Origin of the sequence: Dermacoccus sp. PAMC28757, from assembly GCF_014302635.1 — a bacterium.
GTDB classification, from domain to species: Bacteria; Actinomycetota; Actinomycetes; order Actinomycetales; family Dermatophilaceae; genus Dermacoccus; species Dermacoccus abyssi.
On sequence record NZ_CP060292.1, the window covers coordinates 1,624,461 to 1,640,314 of the forward strand.

16 protein-coding genes are annotated in these 15,854 nt (G+C 68.4%); 10 read left to right on the forward strand and 6 right to left on the reverse strand.

From position 1 onward, the window contains the following. Positions 1 to 153 precede the first annotated feature (153 nt). From pseB to H7F30_RS07805, 3 genes are read left to right on the forward strand one after another with little or no spacing between them, the layout of a single operon-like run. Positions 154 to 1,143, forward strand: a complete 990-nt coding sequence (gene pseB / locus H7F30_RS07795; protein WP_047311880.1) for a UDP-N-acetylglucosamine 4,6-dehydratase (inverting) — start codon at positions 154 to 156, stop codon at positions 1,141 to 1,143. Between the two features lie 8 nt (positions 1,144 to 1,151). Beyond that, a complete protein-coding gene (locus H7F30_RS07800; RefSeq protein ID WP_187034374.1) occupies positions 1,152 to 2,285 on the forward strand; it encodes a DegT/DnrJ/EryC1/StrS aminotransferase family protein in 1,134 nt (377 codons plus the stop codon). A gap of 1 nt (position 2,286) precedes the next feature. After that, a complete protein-coding gene (locus H7F30_RS07805) occupies positions 2,287 to 3,177 on the forward strand; it encodes a hypothetical protein (protein WP_187034376.1) in 891 nt (296 codons plus the stop codon). Positions 3,178 to 3,280: 103 nt separating this feature from the next. Here H7F30_RS07805 and H7F30_RS07810 read toward each other — a convergent pair whose 3' ends face one another. From H7F30_RS07810 to pseH, 6 genes are all read right to left on the reverse strand, one after another. Then, positions 3,281 to 4,303, reverse strand: coding sequence for a hypothetical protein (locus H7F30_RS07810; protein ID WP_187034378.1), 1,023 nt, complete (start codon positions 4,301 to 4,303; stop codon positions 3,281 to 3,283). Continuing rightward, positions 4,303 to 6,018 (reverse strand): hypothetical protein, encoded by a 1,716-nt coding sequence (locus tag H7F30_RS07815; protein ID WP_187034380.1) that lies wholly within the window; start codon positions 6,016 to 6,018, stop codon positions 4,303 to 4,305. Before H7F30_RS07815 ends, H7F30_RS07810 begins: the two co-directional genes overlap by 1 nt. Before the next feature lie 104 nt (positions 6,019 to 6,122). Further along, entirely contained in the window at positions 6,123 to 7,154 is a 1,032-nt protein-coding gene (locus H7F30_RS07820) for a hypothetical protein (RefSeq protein WP_187034382.1), read from the reverse strand. Beyond that, positions 7,066 to 7,920, reverse strand: a complete 855-nt coding sequence (locus H7F30_RS07825) for a hypothetical protein (protein ID WP_187034384.1) — start codon at positions 7,918 to 7,920, stop codon at positions 7,066 to 7,068. The genes H7F30_RS07820 and H7F30_RS07825 overlap by 89 nt, the downstream gene beginning before the upstream one ends. Positions 7,921 to 7,922: 2 nt before the next feature. After that, the gene (gene pseI, locus H7F30_RS07830; RefSeq protein ID WP_187034386.1) at positions 7,923 to 8,987 is read right to left on the reverse strand and encodes a pseudaminic acid synthase; all 1,065 of its coding nucleotides are present in this window, start codon (positions 8,985 to 8,987) and stop codon (positions 7,923 to 7,925) included. Positions 8,988 to 9,034: 47 nt separating this feature from the next. Next, positions 9,035 to 9,529: a UDP-4-amino-4,6-dideoxy-N-acetyl-beta-L-altrosamine N-acetyltransferase gene (pseH, locus tag H7F30_RS07835; RefSeq protein ID WP_047311886.1), complete on the reverse strand. Its 495-nt coding sequence runs from the start codon at positions 9,527 to 9,529 to the stop codon at positions 9,035 to 9,037. Between the two features lie 266 nt (positions 9,530 to 9,795). Here pseH and H7F30_RS07840 point away from each other — a divergent pair, with 266 nt between their 5' ends. The 7 genes from H7F30_RS07840 to H7F30_RS07870 all read left to right on the forward strand — a co-directional run bounded on the left by H7F30_RS07840 (position 9,796) and on the right by H7F30_RS07870 (position 15,841). Further along, on the forward strand, positions 9,796 to 10,050 hold the full coding sequence (locus tag H7F30_RS07840; RefSeq protein ID WP_047311887.1) for a phosphopantetheine-binding protein: 255 nt from the start codon (positions 9,796 to 9,798) through the stop codon (positions 10,048 to 10,050). Between the two features lie 2 nt (positions 10,051 to 10,052). Continuing rightward, positions 10,053 to 11,339 carry an AMP-binding protein gene (locus H7F30_RS07845; protein WP_187034388.1) on the forward strand — a complete coding sequence of 429 codons (1,287 nt, stop codon included), beginning with the start codon at positions 10,053 to 10,055 and terminating at the stop codon, positions 11,337 to 11,339. Continuing rightward, positions 11,332 to 12,084 (forward strand): SDR family NAD(P)-dependent oxidoreductase, encoded by a 753-nt coding sequence (locus H7F30_RS07850; protein ID WP_047311889.1) that lies wholly within the window; start codon positions 11,332 to 11,334, stop codon positions 12,082 to 12,084. Before H7F30_RS07845 ends, H7F30_RS07850 begins: the two co-directional genes overlap by 8 nt. 315 nt (positions 12,085 to 12,399) lie before the next feature. Continuing rightward, the gene (locus H7F30_RS07855) at positions 12,400 to 12,885 is read left to right on the forward strand and encodes a hypothetical protein (protein ID WP_129664523.1); all 486 of its coding nucleotides are present in this window, start codon (positions 12,400 to 12,402) and stop codon (positions 12,883 to 12,885) included. Positions 12,886 to 12,955: 70 nt separating this feature from the next. Then, positions 12,956 to 13,858: a glycosyltransferase family 2 protein gene (locus tag H7F30_RS07860; RefSeq protein WP_255464707.1), complete on the forward strand. Its 903-nt coding sequence runs from the start codon at positions 12,956 to 12,958 to the stop codon at positions 13,856 to 13,858. Between the two features lies 1 nt (position 13,859). Further along, complete coding sequence (locus H7F30_RS07865) at positions 13,860 to 14,864, forward strand: hypothetical protein (RefSeq protein WP_187034390.1); 1,005 nt, start codon at positions 13,860 to 13,862, stop codon at positions 14,862 to 14,864. After that, entirely contained in the window at positions 14,861 to 15,841 is a 981-nt protein-coding gene (locus tag H7F30_RS07870; protein WP_187034392.1) for a DNA-3-methyladenine glycosylase, read from the forward strand. The genes H7F30_RS07865 and H7F30_RS07870 overlap by 4 nt, the downstream gene beginning before the upstream one ends. Positions 15,842 to 15,854 lie beyond the last annotated feature (13 nt).

The following is a 15,854-nucleotide window of genomic DNA, read 5'->3' on the forward strand; positions in this document are numbered from 1 at the left end:
CGCCACGGGAGGTGACCCGCCGCGACGTGTCGAGTCCCTGGGGCCTCGCGCGCTGGTGCTAGCCTTGCGGGGAATGTCAAGAATCGGGCAGAGTTTCGCCGACGTGCCGAACGTCAGCCGCCCGATGCACGAACAACGCAATGGGAGCCCCGAGTGAGCATTCTTGAAGGATCGTCCATCCTCGTTACCGGTGGTACCGGTTCTTTCGGTAAGGCCTTCATCTCGAAGCTCCTCGCCGAGCACAACCCGAAGCGCGTCGTCATCTACTCGCGTGACGAGCTGAAGCAGTGGGAGTGCCGCGCTCTCTTCAAGGACGACCCGCGTCTTCGCTGGTTCATCGGTGACATCCGTGACCTCGACCGTCTGCGTCGTGCCATGCACGGCATCGACTACGTCGTTCACGCGGCCGCTCTCAAGCAGGTCGACACGGCCGAGTACAACCCGTACGAATTCGTCAAGACGAACGTCATCGGCTCCCAGAACGTCATCGAGGCCTCGATCGACGCCGGGGTCCAGAAGGTCGTCGCCCTGTCGACGGACAAGGCCTCCAGCCCGATCAACCTCTACGGTGCGACGAAGCTGACGGCCGACAAGCTGTTCATCCTCGGCAACCACTACGCCGCCGCCTACCCGACGCGCTTCGCCGTCGTGCGCTACGGCAACGTCATGGGCTCGCGCGGTTCGATCATCCCGAAGTTCAAGGCGATGCACGAGGCCGGCGAATCGCTGCCGATCACGGACCTGCGCTGCACCCGCTTCTTCATCACGCTGGACGACGCCTGCCAGATGGTGCTCGACACCTTCGAGCTGATGCAGGGCGGCGAACTGCTCGTGCCGCGTATCCCGTCGATGAAGGTCACCGACCTGGCCCAGGCCATCGCCCCCGGTGCCAAGATGCACGACGTGGGTCTGCGCCCCGGTGAGAAGCTCCACGAGGAGATGATCTCGCCGGAGGAAGGCCGCCGAGCGGTCATCGTTCACGACGGCAAGTACTTCGTCCTGCAGCCCGACTTCGCGACGTGGGGCTACGAGGCCCCTGCCGACGGCGTTCCGGTCGAGGACGGCTTCCACTACTCCTCGGGTGACAACGACCAGTGGTACACGATCGAGGAGCTCCAGCAGATCCTCTCGTCGGGTATCTGAGGCGCTCGATGGTTCTGCCGTACGGCCGACAGTCCATCAGCGCCGACGACGTCAAGGTCGTCGAGGAGGTCCTCACCGGTGACTGGCTGACCACGGGTCCCTACGTCACGCGCTTCGAGGAGGAGATCGCGCAGCTCGCGGGCAGCCCGAATCAGGCCGTTTCGGTCACCTCGGGCACGGCGGCGTTGCACGTCGCCTACGCGGCCGCGCAGGTGGGCCCCGGCGACGAGGTCATCACGACGCCGCTGACCTTCCTCGCCACCGCGACGACGGCCTCGATTCTCGGCGCCAAGATCGTCTTCGCCGACATCTGCGAGGACACGGGCAACCTCGACCCCGACGCTGTGGCTGCGGAGATCACGGGCGCGACCAAGGTCGTCGCGGGAGTCGACTACGGCGGCCACCCCATCGACGCCGAGGGCCTTTCCGCCGTGGCGAAGAAGGCCGGTGCCTACCTCCTCGAGGACGCGGCGCACTCCGTCGGCGGTTCGCTCGACGGCACGCCGGTGGGTTCGCTCGCGGACATCACGACGTTCAGCTTCTTCCCGACGAAGAACCTCACCACGGGTGAGGGCGGTGCCGTCGTGGCCAAGGACGCCGACGTCGTGGAGCGCGCTCGCCGCTTCAAGGGCATCGGCATGGTCCGCGAGCCCGAGCAGCTGCGAAGCAAGGACGAGGGCGCCTGGTGGTACGAGATGCCCGAGCTGGGGCTGAACTACCGCCTCAACGACCTGCAGGCCGCGCTCGGTTCGAGCCAGCTCACGCGTCTGGGACAGTTCAAGACGCGCCGCCAGGAGATCACCGATCGGTACAACGAGGGCCTTGCGGGCATCGAGCAGCTCACGCTGCCCGGTCACCGGGCGGGCGCTGACCCGGTGTGGCACCTGTACCCACTGCGCATCACCGACGGACGCCGCCGTGAGCTGTTCGAGCACCTGCGCGAGCAGGGTATCGGTGTGCAGGTGAACTACATCCCTGTCTACTGGCAGCCCTACTTCGCCGATCTGGGCTACCGGCGTGGCATGTGCCCCAAGGCGGAGGCCTACTACGAGCAGGAGATCAGCCTGCCGATGTTCCCCGACCTCACGGACGACGACGTCGATCGCGTCATCGAGCTCATCCGGGGCTTCGTCGGGGCCTGAGATGCACCACGCCAACCACTTCTACGGCCATGCCCACATCATGGCCGAGTACGCCGGGGTGCAGGGCGTGCCCCGCATCTGGGGCTTCCTGCAGCACGGCTGGAACATCCACGACGGTTTCGCGGTGGGTACGACGTTCGTCGCCGGCTACCCGAAGCTCGTGTGGTCGAACACCGTGGCGCGTCGTGGTTGGGCTCTCGGGCTGCACCCGTACGTCGTCGTGGGGGCACCTTGGGCATACCTGCTCGAACAGCACGACCAGCGCGGGTGGGAGGCCACCGACCCCGAGCGCGAGGGAACGATCGTCTACCCCTTCCACGGCTGGGAGGGGCAGCAGATCGTCGGCTCGCACGAGGAGTACATGCGTGAGATCCGCGAGGTGGAGGGCGACGTTCCCATCACCGTGAGTCTCTACATCAACGAGTACCGCGACGCGCGGGTGCGCCGTATCTACGAGAGCCTCGGCGCACGCGTGATCACGCACGGTGAGCGCGGATACATGTGGAAGAACACCGACGTGAACTTCCTGCGCAAGCAGCTCGCGGAGATCCGCCGTCATCGCCGGGTCGTGAGCAATCGGGCCTCGAGCGCGTTGTTCTACGGCGCCTCCGCCGGTGCCCAGATCGGCATCTACGGTGACCCGATGGAGATCCTGAACGACCACGCCATCCTCGGCGGGTCGCAGAAACCGCACCGTCTTCTGCCCGAGCTCTACCAGCCCTTCGTGCCTCTCGAGTTGGGGCGCCAGCTCGCCGCCGAGGAACTTGGTCAGGACGCGTTGCTCAACCCCGCCGAGGTCCGTGAGGCCTTCGGTTGGCAGCGTCAGCCGTTGCGCGACGACGGCGGCCTCGTCACACCGCTGCCCGAGTCGGCGGTCACCGTCGACTCCTGAATCCGGATAGGCCGGGCGAGATCCGGCTGACGAAACGGGCCGGGCACCGTCACCCCTCGAGATGTGCGGTGCCCGGCCCGTTTCGGCGTTGCCGTCAGGTGCGTCAGTGGACGCCGACGATGGCCCACTCGGTGGCGCCGAGGAAACCGGCCGAGCGGCGACCCTGCGGCTTGGTGTCGATGTGCACGAGCACCGGTTCGGTGACGGACTCCGCGAGCGTCACGACGAGACGCCCTGCGGGGCCGCGCGTGACGGAGACGCCCTCGGTCACTGGGCGGCCCTGGAGGTCGAGCACTTCCACGGCGCCGTCCGGCACCGAGAACGACGTGTTGACGACGCTCGAAACGGCCTGACGGGCCCGCGAACGCGCGATGCGCGTGCCCTTGCGCATCGCCTTGGCGCCGACACGGGTGTACCGGTTCTTCTTGGTCAGTGCTGCCAACTGGAGCGGGGCATCGACGGCTTCGAGTTCGACGCTCGTCACGCCTTCGCCAGGCACGACGCTCATCCAGCCGTGACGGGTGCGCGCCTTGATCGTGTGGCCACCCGAGACCTGAGCCGGAAGTCGGGGCTCGTCGGCGCCGCGCTCGGTGACGCGGACGGCGTCGTAACGAAGGCCGAGGGCCGGGCGCACGTCGAGCAGGTCGTCGCGCCCGAGCGAGACGCCGAGCACCTCGATCATGAGCAGTCCCTCGGGGTCGATCTCGTCCGCGTCCAGGTCGAACGAGACGGCGACACGGGTGAGGCCGGGGGAGTCCTCGGCGAGCTGCGTCACGAGGGCGGCACCCACGAGTCGAGCCTTCTGACCTGCGCGGATGCTGACGAGACGCGGCAGCGTGAGGTCGGCCTCACGGTGCTCCTCGGGCACGCGCACGCGCCACCACTTCTCGGTGGCCTCGTCGGCGGACAACTCGAGGTCGACGCGCACCGGGCGGCCGCCGTTGTCGAACTTGAGGCCCAGCATCGTGTCGTTCGAACGCGTGCGCCCGACGATGGCCTGGCCGCGCACGATGCCGTCCATCACCATGGCCTCGGGTACGGCGCCACCGGTAAGGTCCACCGGCAGGGTCAGCGGGGTGACGACGTCGTCGAACGTCGTCGTCATTCCGGGATTGCGCTCTGCCATCAGTGGCTCTCCTCAAGATCGGACACCAGGCCGAGGATGGCCGGAAGCTCTTCGGTCGGGGCGTGCAACTCGGCGCGCGTGAGGAACGGCTCGTGGCGATCCCACATGCGGCGGGTTGCGATGAGGACGTTGTCGCCGTCCGCCTCGATGTGCGACATCGCGAGGTTGACGCCCATGTACAGGCGGGCCGCCTGGCTGGACTCCCAGTGGGGCACGAGCGGGCTGGCGACGTCCGAGAGGGCGCGGTAGTAGACGAGCCACAGCCGGGCTCGCTCGATCTGCTCCTTGGTGATCATGCGGTCACCGCGGTTGAGACCGTCCATCGCCTCGCGAAGGTACTGCCAGTACTCCTCCTGCGTGTCGGCACGACGGCTGATACCGCAGTGGCTCCACTCCGACCACCCGGCCTGGAGGGCCGGGATGCCGTAGGCGGGGTACTCGTTGGAGACCGAGCCGCGCACGGTGACGGCGTAGTCGACGAGGCTCCAGATGACGTTCTTCGACAGGTCCATGCTGGGCGTGAATACCATGTGGTCGAGGTGGCCGTACTTCTCGGCCAGCTTCTCGAACATCTGCGTGCTGTCGTAGAACGCCTGAGCCGGGTGGTCGACGAAGAGCCAGTTCACGTCGGGGTTCTCGGCTGCGAACTCCACCGTCTCGCGGAACCAGTGCCCGAGGTTGTCGAAGATCTCCTTGTTCGAGCGCACGGCGTCGCTGACGGCGTGGTCGAAGACGGTGATGATCGGCTTGGCCGGGTCCCAACCGAAGCGGCGAGCCGCGAAGGTGCGCACACTGTCACGCTCTGCGCGGGTACGGAACTCCAGCTGCGAGACCGATCCGCCGCCACGCCACCAGGAGGGGCGACCCAGGTTGACCTTGGAACGCCACGTCGACAGCTCCGCCGAGCGTCGTAGCGCGTCACGGTGCTTCCAGACGCACTCCTCGAAGTACTCGGCGATGAGGCGGGTCATCTGCATGCGGTAGGTGCCCTCGCCCTCGATCTGGTCGGGGAAGAGGGCGTAGGCCTTGAGGGAGCCGGTGCTCTGGACGTGGATGACGGGAACGTCGAGGCGCATACCGGCCTCGACCGCGAGCCCCCACTGCGCGTAGTCGATGTGGCTCGTGACGAAGGCAGCCGTCGGGATCTGGGAGAACAAGGCGTCGTAGATGCGCGCGTAGTGCTTGGAGCGCTCGACGAGTCGCTTGTACGTCGGTTCGCTCGCGACCTGCTCGTCGACCTCGGGCACACGCATGATGCGAACCGCCGTGGCGGCGACGATGTCGTCGTACTCCTGCTGCGGGATGTCGGTGGCCTCCGGCAGGGTGATCGTGTGCCCGGCCACCTCGAAGGTGTTCACACCCTGTAGGGTGTCGGCGATCATCTGCCCGACGTCGATGACGTCGACCGCGCCCCAGGCCGTCGCCATCTTCGACAGCTGATCGGTGTCGTAGTACTGCCAGATCGTGTCGCGCCAGTCCGGGTCCGGCCCGACGAGAGCGACGATGCGCGCAGGGTGCATGCGACGGATCCCGTTGGCCAGGGTGAGGTTACGAAGCGCCACACGGACGTCCTGCATGAGCAGGTCGACGAAGATGACTTCCTCGCCCGAGGGCAGCACGCACCGTGGCCAGAACCGCCCGGCCGTGACGCACATGGCGTCGAAGTGCGAACCGTACGATTGGTGGACCTTCTCCACCGGCTTGGCGCGAGCCATGGGCAGTTTCCTTCGTCGATCAGTGGGCGTGCTTCGGGCGTGGCCGGGTCGTGCTTCGGAGCCGAGGGTCCCGACCGGGCCCACAGCACACGTAGGTTAACAACTCAGGTTGCGTCGTTCAGCATGCGTCGAACTGCCTTCTCCGCCTTGTCCTTGAATCCGGGAGGCAGCTGATCCATGACGAGCGCGCGGGCGCTCCTGACGGCCTTGCGCTTCGGAGCACCCAACGCGTCGGTGACCTTGTAGGCCGTCGTGGCAGTCACCGTGTTCATCCGCTTCTCGAGGCCGGCGAACTGTCGATCGCGCCACTCGAGATGCCGCTCCAGCCAGTCGATGCGCTCGCGGTTGACGGCGAGTTCCTCGCGAAGTTCCGCGTTGGCACGGACGGTTTCGCGCCAACTCGCCGAGCGCGGATCCTGGGCGTCCATCTCCCGCGCGCCGGGGGTGGTGAGGCGAGCGAAGCCGTTGTCGGCGGCCGATCCCAACGAGGCCTGAAGGCGTTCCTCGAGCGCGACCGACGATTCTCGGGTGCTCGTCCAGTCGACGCCCACCATGGCGCACAGCGAGTCGGTGATCTGGTCCGCGCCTGCGTCGGCCACCCAGGGGTGAGCGAACGAACGACGGAGCAGACGCTGCGCGAAGCGCCAGAGGTTGCGGGCGAGGGCTGCCTCGCTCGTGGTCTCGACGCTCACCGTCCAACTCGGGTCGAACAGGCCGAACGTGACCGAGTCACCGTCCGTGCGACAGACCGTGTTGTCGACGGTTGCGACGATCGCCTCCGGGGCGGGCAGGCTCAAGAGCCAGGCGCCGTATGCGGCGACGACGTGGCGCACACCGGTGAGATCCCGGACACGGCAGGCGTCCGTCAACATCGTCTCGACCAGGGTGCCGCGCTCACCGGCGTAGGCGCGCGAGAGGTCGCGTTCGACGACTCCCGAGGCGACGAGACCGCCCAGCGCGTGCCGGTCGTCGTCGTCGACGACCACCCGGGCGCGCCAACCCGCTGCGGCTTCGGGCTCCACGGCAACGGCGCGAGGAACCTGCAGGTCATCGGCGTCGCCGTGGGTCCACATGACGATCCACGCCGGTGCCAGTTCGGCCGCCAGACGCGCATCGAACATGCGCTCGGTGAGCATCGTCGGGTCGCTCAGTGTGCGCGGTCCGGGGCCCGGGTCGACCGCCACGGCGGAGGTGAACGTCTTCGCGAACTGGACGAGTTCCCTCGTCTGCGAGTGAGTCGTCGCGCACGAGGACGACGGGGTGGGTGGCACTGGGCACGGCGGCGAAGCAGCGCGCCAGGTTCAGGTCCGCGTGGTCGAGTGCTCCCGCGAGTTCGTGGCGGAACAGTCCGCCGGCGGCTTCGCCGGCCAGATGGTCGAAGTTGTCCCGCGCGAGGACGGACGGAGCAGTCTGCAGGTCGTTGATGCCGAGGGAATTGGAGACCTCCGCGACGAGCACCCCGGATTCCGCGGTGAAGCCGGCCATGAGCGCCAAGCTCTCCCGGCAGCTCAACGGACGCGAGTCAGGCGTGACGAGCACGCGCAGAGGATCGAGTGCGACGACGACCGCATGGTCGCTCGTGTCGAACCTGTCGAGGCTTCCGCAGTGAACCGAGAGGCCCTCGTGCAGGTCGCGCGAGTGCTGGAGGGAGCGAGCATCGACCGTGCCGCGCACGAGGACCGAGACCTCGCGCTCCGGGGACAGGTCCTCGAGGAGGAGACTCGCGGTCGGGCCGATGAGCAGCACCGGCCCCTCGGCGGCCTCCACCGCGCGGCGGGCGAGTTCCAGCCCCGCATGGTCCGCGCGGGCAGCCGCCCGATCGCTGTGGTCGAGCATCTCGCCGCCGGTCAGCGTGAAGCCGCTGACGGGCTCGACCTGACGCACGGTCTGCGGGTCCGTCATGCTCAGACCAGCTCCCACGACATGGGCGTGCCCTTCGCCGCGTCACGGGTGAAGGTGCGGCCCTCGAGGGTGGAGAACGTGTCGGGCGCCAGGCCGTTGGCGGGACGGATGGAGCGGACGTTCTCGGCCGTGACGACATCGCCGGCCCTGACGTCCTCGACGACGTAGAGGCTGCGGCGGAAGCGCAACCCCTCCTTCTCCTGGGCGCGCGCCCCGATACGCGGTTCGCCGAGGCACTGCCAGGCGACCTTGGACTGGGTCACGAGCTGGTTCAGCTCCTCCGGCTCGGAGGAGAACGCGGAGTCGACGCCGCCGCCCTCACGCGAGAGCGTCACGTGCTTCTCGACGAGGACCGCGCCCAGGGCGACGGAGGCGACGGCGGCGCCGATGCCCATCGTGTGGTCGGAGTAACCGATGAGGGTGCCGAGCGCGTCCCGCATGACGGGAATGCCACGCAGGTTGGACTCGCTCGGGTCGGCCGGGTAGTTCGCGGTGCACGCCAGCACGACGATCTTGTCGTTGCCGACGCTGCGGGCCGCCTCGACCGCGGCGTTGATCTCGCCGAGCGAGGCCATACCCGTGGAGATGATGATCGGCTTGCCCTTGCTCGCCGCGTGCCGGATGAGGGGGAGGTCGACGATCTCACTGCTCGCGATCTTGTACGCGGGCACGTCGAACTGCTCGAGGAAGTCGACCGCGGTCGGGTCGAAGGGGGAGGAGAAGGCATGGATGCCGAGCTCCTTGGCGAGCGCGAAGATCGGCGCGTGCCACTCCCACGGCGTGTGCGCCTCCTCGTACAGGTCGTACAGGTAGCGGTCGGCCCACAGTTCGTGACCGGAGGAGATCTTGAAGTCGTCGGTCTTGACGTCGATCGTGATCGTGTCGGCCGTGTACGTCTGCAGCTTGATGGCGTGGGCGCCCTGCTCAGCGGCCATGCGCACGATGTCGAGGGCCTTCTCGAGGCTGCCGTCGTGGTTGCCCGACATCTCGGCGATGATGTACGGCTCGGCGTTCGGGCCGACCTCGACGTCACCGATGCGGATGTTCTCGTGCGGGTTCTGGCTCATGCTGGGGGCTCCTCGCTCGTTTGCGATTGGCTGGGTGACGCTCTGCGTCAGGACGTGCGCTCGCGGCGCACGTGGATGACCTGCGTCGGCTTGCCGCCGATCTCGCGCGTCTCGGTCTCCATCTCGACGAAACCGTTGCGCTTGTTGAAGCGACGAACGCCCTCGTTCACCTCGAGCACCTCGGCGTCCAAGGTGTCGATATCGAGCTGCGCGTCAGCGTACTTGACCGCCTCACGCTGGATCTGGATCCACGCAGGCAGCAGCTCGCCTCGTTCCGTGAGGCCGTCGTTGTCGAGGTAGTAACCCCACCAGGAGGTCTTCGCCTCGGCGTCGTAGTCGAAGAACGTGACGACACCGGCGGGCACTCCGCCGCGCTCGTACATGAGCACGCGTCGGCTCGGGTTGTCCTTCGTGTTCGCCCACCACGCCGCATGCTCGTCGGGCGAGATGACGTGCTGGGTGAGAGAGACGGCGCGTACCTCGTCGTGATTGCGCCAGGTGCGCACGTTTTCCTGGTCGGCGTCCGTGGCGGGGCGAAGCATGCGAACTCCCGTTCTCAACTCGGTGACTCGGACCGTCGGGGCCCGACTCACCACGATACCGGCCGCAGGTGTGCCCACGCGACGCTGACGCGTTCCCGCGCGTCACGGCGACGAAGAGCGTGTGGGCGCACCGCAGCGCACCCTTCGTGCGTCGCGCGATCTCACAGGTGAGGCGAAGCCCTAGACTGTCGTCAGCACACGTGTCTGCGTCGACGGCGGTCGCCCCACCGAAGGCGCGGGTCATTTCGCACGATGAAGGAGAGTCCATGAGCACGCTCAGCCGCGAGCAGGTCCGCACGATGATGGGTGAGGTTCTCACCGCGCAGGGCAAGGAGCTGCCGTCCGACGACTCGGCTCGTCTCGACGCCATCGGCTTCCGCTCGCTCGACTTCTCCGAACTCGCCCTTCAGGTCGAGGACGAGCTCGACACCGAGCTCAACTTCGACGCGCCCGGCCTGCGTTCCATCGAGACCGTCGGCGACGTGCTCGACTTCATCGACGAACTGCAGAAGGCCTCCTGATCTTGGCGTCACAGGCCAACGGCGCTCCAGCGGGCGCGAACAACCGTGTCGTCGTCGGAGACTTCGACGGCACGTGGGCCGAGCTCGCCGAGTCGAGCTTCGGTGCGAGCAACGACACGCTCTCGGCACCTCTCGCCGCAGCGTTCCTCGTGAGCGGCCACCGCGGCGCAGCGCAGGCCGCGTGGCTCGCCGCCACGGAGGCGAACCGCGAGACCCTCATCGCCACCGCGGCACGCATCGACGACGAGCAGGCCGAGGGCTTCCGCGAGTTCGGTCTGTCCCTCGTGCGCGACGGCGCGGGGGGCGTGGACGTCGCTCCCGCCATCAACGAGCGCGACGCCGAGGACGGTCGCGTCTGGCTGCTGACGTCCGGTTCGACCGGGCGCCCCAAGCAGGTGGCGCACACCCTTGCCTCCCTCACGACCGTCGCCGGCGACCAGCCCGCGCGCACCTGGCTGTGCCCCTACACGCCGGGCGCCTACGCGTGGTGGCAGGTCGTCACCCTCTCGATCGCGCTGCCGGGTCAGGACATCGTCTTCGTCGACCCCGCGCAGCTCGCCGAATGGCCGGACCAGGCGCTCGCCGCCGGCGTCACCGCCGCCTCGGGTACGCCGACGTTCTGGCGTCAGGCCCTGTGGCGCAGCGGCGACGTGCTCGCGCAGCTGAAACTCGAGCAGGTCACCCTCGGCGGCGAACCCGTCGACCAGGCCATCCTCGACCGCCTGCGTGAGGTGTTCCCGAACGCCCGCATCTCGTGGATCTACGCGAGCTCCGAAGCGGGCGCCGCCATCGCCGTCCACGACGGCCTGGCCGGCTTCCCCGAAGCCTGGCTCGAACGTGACGTGCCCGGTCGTCCGCGCCTGTCCGTGGAGGACGGTGAGTTGCTCATCGCCTCGCCCAAGGCCGCCGAGGGCATGGACGCCGTCATCCGCACCGGCGACAACGTCGATATCTCGGGCGGCCGCGTCGTCATCACCGGCCGGGCCGCGAGCGACGAGATCAACGTCGGCGGGTCCAAGGCCTCCGCCGGCAAGGTGCGCGCCGCGCTCCTGGCTCACCCCGACGTCGCCTGGGCCGCCGTCCGCGGCCGCAAGGCGCCCCTCGTCGGCAACGTCGTCGCAGCCGACGTCGTCCTGCGTGACGGCCTCGACAAGGCCTCCGACGACGCACCCACCCAAGCCGATCTGCAGGCATGGTGCGGCGAACGACTCCCTGAATACGCGGTACCCCGCCGCATCCGATACCTCAGTGAAATCCCGATCAAGGAGAGCTTGAAGAGCGATGTCTGAAACCACCAAGACGCCGATCCCGGCCGCCACGTGCGTCCTCATCTCCGGCGGCTCGCGCGGCCTCGGCCTTGCCTTCGTCGAAGACGTGCTCGCCCAGGGCGCCAAGGTGGCCGCGTTCGCGCGCACCGTCACGCCTGAGCTGCAGAAGCTCATGGACGAGCAGCCCGAGCGCGTCTACGTCGGCTCCGTCGACATCACCGACCCCAAGGCCGTCACCACGTTCATCAAGGACGCCTCCAAGGTGCTCGGCCCCATCGACGCGCTCGTCAACAACGCCGCCATCGGGCAGGACTCGCTCCACCTCCACACGACGCCCGAGCGCATCGAAGACATCATCTCGACGAACCTCACCTCCACGCTGCTCGTGACGCGCGCCTTCATGCGCCACGCCATGGCCAAGGTCGGCAAGGGGCGCATCGTCAACGTCACCAGCGTCTGTGCCCAGCGCGGCTACGCCGGCCTCGTCGCCTACTCCGCCACCAAGGGCGGCCTCGACGCCGCCACCCGCTCCCTCGCTCGCGAAATGCACGGACGCTTCCTCGTCAACTCGATCGCGCCCGGCTTCTTCGCCTCCGAAATGAGCTCCGTGCTCGGCACCGAACAGCTCTCCACCATCACCCGACGCACGCCCACCGGCCAGCTCGTCGAACCGGAGAACATCACGCCCACCCTGCGCATGCTGCTCTTCGAAGACACCAACATCAACGGCATGGTGCTGACGATCGACGGTGGCGGGAGCATCTGAGTTCTCCCTTGCTGCGTCTTCCGGCGAAGGGCTCCGAGTCGCGAGCTCGCTCGCGACTCGGAGCCCTTCGCTCGGTGCGACACAGCTGCGGGGCGCTCGGCCTCTCATGACGCGCTCCACGGGCCTCGCACGCTCGGCCCGTGGAGCGCGTCATGCTCGGTCTCCCGCAGTCCGCTTCCAGCGTGGTCGCCTTGGTTCCTTCGGCGCGTCTTCTGGCGTGGTCGCGTTCCGGACGGGGGAGTCGTCCGACGGTGTGGCCGGCTCCAGCGCGCGGTGGCATGGAATGCTCTGTTGCCGGGAAAGAGGGTGGGTGACGTGGTGAACGCGGCTGAACTGCTCGCCGCCGCGGTGCGCGACGGGAGACTCGAGCGTTCTCGCGAGGTCACGCGTCAGGCGCGCCCCGACGCGGCGCGCAGCTACCTGTCCGACGGCACCGGGCTCGCGTGGCACGTTCCCTCCGCGCTGCGCAGCCACGGCACCTTCGTCCTCGACGCCGAAATCCCACGGCCCGTGCGTTCAACTCTCGTGCGGCGCTACGGCGTCGACGACCCCGACACCTTCGCCGAACGCTGGACCCGCGCAGAGGCTCTCGCCAAACTCGCCGACCTGCCCATCATCACCTGGCTCAGCCGCCACGGACTCACCGTGCCCGAACACGTCGGCGCACTGCGCGATGTCGGCGAGACCGATTGGAGCACTGAGCGGTTCGGCGACGTCATCGTGACCTTTGCCGTCACCGCACACGCTCAGCGGGCTGACACGAGCGAGGAGCGTTCTCCGGCTGTCGGTGGCACCGTCTAGCCTGGGACGCATTCAAAAACAATCGAGCAGTGCAGTCGAAGGCGCGGCAACGGACGACGAAGGAGAAGGCATGGCGCAGGAGCCGCAGACGGGTGCCACCCCGCCTCGCGTCGGCGTCGTCCTCATGACGATGGGTAACCGCCCCGACGATCTCGAACGGGCCATCTCGTCCCTGAACCAGCAGCGCGGAGTCGAACTCGACATCGTGCTGCTCGGCAACGGCTGGAACCCGGCCGAGAATCCGTGGCCGTTCCCGGCGAACGTGCGCACCATCCAGTCGCCGGAGAACCTCGGCATCCCCGAAGGCCGAAACGTCGGTGCGCGGGAAGCCCGCGGCGACTACCTGTTCTTCTACGACGACGACGCCACCCTCCCCACTGACCACGTCCTCGCCGACATGGTGGCCGAGATGGAGAAGCGGGCCGACAACGCCGTCATCGGCCCGCTCGGGCAGGACCCCACGGGAAAGCCGACGCCACGCCGCTGGATTCCGCGCCTCAACGTCAAGAACAACGGAAAGCCCGGCCCGGCCACCTGGTTCCTCGAAGGCATCCACCTCTCGCGCCGCACCGCATTCGATCAGGTCGGCGGCTGGCCTGGGCACTTCTTCTACGGTCACGAAGGCATCGACCTCGCCTGGCGACTCATCGATGCGGGCTGGGTCATCCAGTACGTACCCAGCATCACTGTGAACCACCCGGCCACGTCTCCGGCACGGCACGCCGTCTATTACCGGATGAACGCGCGAAACCGCGTGTGGGTGGCCAAGCGCAACCTACCGGCGCCCCTCGTGCCGCTGTACATCGGTAACTGGGCGGCCATCACCCTGCTTCGCGTCAAGGACAAGGCCGCACTCAAGGTCTGGTTCGCCGGCCTTGCCGAGGGCCTGCGCACCGACGCGGGGGAGCGGCACGTCATGTCGTGGCGCACGGTCGCGAAGCTCACCCGCCTCGGCCGGCCCCCGGTGATCTGACATGAGCGAAACCCACAACGACCACGTCCACGCCGTCGTCACCGGGGCCAAGAGTCGCTCGCACGTGCTCTACATCGCCTCCTACCTTCGCCGCGTCCTGCAGGATCTTTCGGACGCCGGCCGCCTGCGCGTCTCGTTCGTCCCGGCAGCCGCGTTCCTCACCGCGCCCGCGGTCGGTGTCGAGGACGCGCGAGCCCTGCTGCCGGACGACCCACGCCTCTCGCTCGAGGAGGGCATGGCGGGATGGCGTTTCGCCGAGGGCGCGCGGGCCCTCTACGTCAGCGTGGGAACGCCCGGCCTGAAGGCTCTCGTCGCGCTTCGTCGCGCGAACGGCGTGCGCCCCATCCACGTCGTCGTCACCGACGAAGGCATCGGCACCTACGGTTCGTGGACGACTCGCCGTGACGCCATCCGCCGGCAGGGCGCCGCGCCTGTCACGGCCACGCTCAAGGCAGGTCTCATCGCCGCGACGGGCAAGGCGTTGACGTCCGAGCGGTGGCCCGCGTATCGGCGCACCTCCCACGGCTGGGAGGTCACCGAGGCCGTGCGTGCGGAGTTCCGCGCCCACACCGAAGGTGCCTCCCGATCGGTGCGTCGCAGCGCCGTCATCCTCACTCAGCCCTTCGTCGATCTGGGGCTCATCGACGAGAAGCGGTACGTCGACTACGTCCGCGGCCTGGTCGCGAGTTGCGCGGACGTGGGACTCGAACCACTGGTGCGCGCGCACCCTGCTGAGGACGTGCGCCGCTACGACGAGTTCGAGGTCATGCGCTCGCGCGGCACCGCCGAGCTCGATCCGCTCGTCGTCGGCGCCGACGCCGTCCTCGGAGGCCCCAGCACGGCCCTCATCAACCTCAGCGCGATGTTCGGCGCCAACGTCGTCTGGGTGAGCGAACCCTCTCTCACCTTCCTCGACACCGATGTCTCCGAGGCTCAGCGGCAGATCTTCGCGGCGTTCCTCGGCCGACCCGTCCGTCCGGTCGACGTGGCAGCGCGACTCGCGTGAGTACCCGGCCCGACCTCGTCGAACAGTGGGAGCCCGGACGCAGCGTTCCGGTGGCTTCGATCCTCGGCGCTCTTCGTCGGGGATCGGGCGATCCGACGATGGTCGTGCGTCCCAACGCCGTGTGGTGGGGCGTGCACACGCCCGCAGGACCGGCGGCCACCTGGTGGCAGGTCAAGCCCGCGGAGGGGGGCGAGCGCGTCATCCTGCGGGCATACGGAGCGGGCGCGGCGTGGTTCGCGGGCCGTTTGCCCACCATCCTCGGTGAGGCGGACAGCCTCGACGGCTTCGCTGCCCATCACGAGCCCGTGAAGGTCGCCCTTCGCGTGCGTCAGCTCGCCGATTGGCGCATCCCGCGCACGGGCCTCGTCATCACCTCGCTCGTCCCGAGCATCCTCGAGCAGAAGGTCACCGGTCGTCAGGCCTTCGCAGGCTTCCGCCACCTCGTGCGCACGTACGGCACCCCTGTCACGTTAGACCCGGAGGCGCTGCGGGCGGCGGGCCCTCAGGCACCGGCCGTCGCTCGCCTCATGGCCGCACCCTCTGCTGCACAGTGGCGACGTATTCCGTCCTGGGAATGGCTGCAAGCCGGTGTCGAGCCGCCGCAGTCACGCACCGTCATGCGTGCCCTCGAGCACGCGGACCGTCTCGAGCAGACGAGCGAGCTGCCGATTGCGGAGGCCCACGCGAGGCTGCGCCTCGTGCCCGGAATCGGGGTCTGGACGGCGGCAAAAGTTGCACAGAGCGCGTGGGGCGACCCCGACGCCCCCACCTTCGCCGACTACCACGTGGCCAAGGAGATCGGGCACGCGCTGCTCGGGCGTGACATCGACGACGTGGGTATGGCCGGCCTTCTCGAGCCCTACCGCGGACACCGCTATCGAGCCGAGCGCCTCATCCTCGCCGCCGCTCCGCGGCGCGAACGTCATGGTGCCCGTATGACGTTGCCCTCACACCTGCCCCAGCGCGCGTGGCGTTGAGGCGCAGCGAGAG

Excerpts from the sequence above, each read along its gene's own strand:
- H7F30_RS07800 (WP_187034374.1), top strand. The coding sequence starts at position 1,152 with ATGGTTCTGCCGTACGGCCGACAGTCCATCAGCGCCGACGACGTCAAG.
- H7F30_RS07805 (WP_187034376.1), top strand. The coding sequence starts at position 2,287 with ATGCACCACGCCAACCACTTCTACGGCCATGCCCACATCATGGCCGAG.
- H7F30_RS07810 (WP_187034378.1), bottom strand. The coding sequence starts at position 4,303 with ATGGCAGAGCGCAATCCCGGAATGACGACGACGTTCGACGACGTCGTC.
- H7F30_RS07815 (WP_187034380.1), bottom strand. The coding sequence starts at position 6,018 with ATGGCTCGCGCCAAGCCGGTGGAGAAGGTCCACCAATCGTACGGTTCG.
- H7F30_RS07820 (WP_187034382.1), bottom strand. The coding sequence starts at position 7,154 with ATGCTCACCGAGCGCATGTTCGATGCGCGTCTGGCGGCCGAACTGGCA.
- H7F30_RS07825 (WP_187034384.1), bottom strand. The coding sequence starts at position 7,920 with ATGACGGACCCGCAGACCGTGCGTCAGGTCGAGCCCGTCAGCGGCTTC.
- pseI (WP_187034386.1), bottom strand. The coding sequence starts at position 8,987 with ATGAGCCAGAACCCGCACGAGAACATCCGCATCGGTGACGTCGAGGTC.
- pseH (WP_047311886.1), bottom strand. The coding sequence starts at position 9,529 with ATGCTTCGCCCCGCCACGGACGCCGACCAGGAAAACGTGCGCACCTGG.
- H7F30_RS07840 (WP_047311887.1), top strand. The coding sequence starts at position 9,796 with ATGAGCACGCTCAGCCGCGAGCAGGTCCGCACGATGATGGGTGAGGTT.
- H7F30_RS07850 (WP_047311889.1), top strand. The coding sequence starts at position 11,332 with ATGTCTGAAACCACCAAGACGCCGATCCCGGCCGCCACGTGCGTCCTC.
- H7F30_RS07860 (WP_255464707.1), top strand. The coding sequence starts at position 12,956 with ATGGCGCAGGAGCCGCAGACGGGTGCCACCCCGCCTCGCGTCGGCGTC.
- H7F30_RS07865 (WP_187034390.1), top strand. The coding sequence starts at position 13,860 with ATGAGCGAAACCCACAACGACCACGTCCACGCCGTCGTCACCGGGGCC.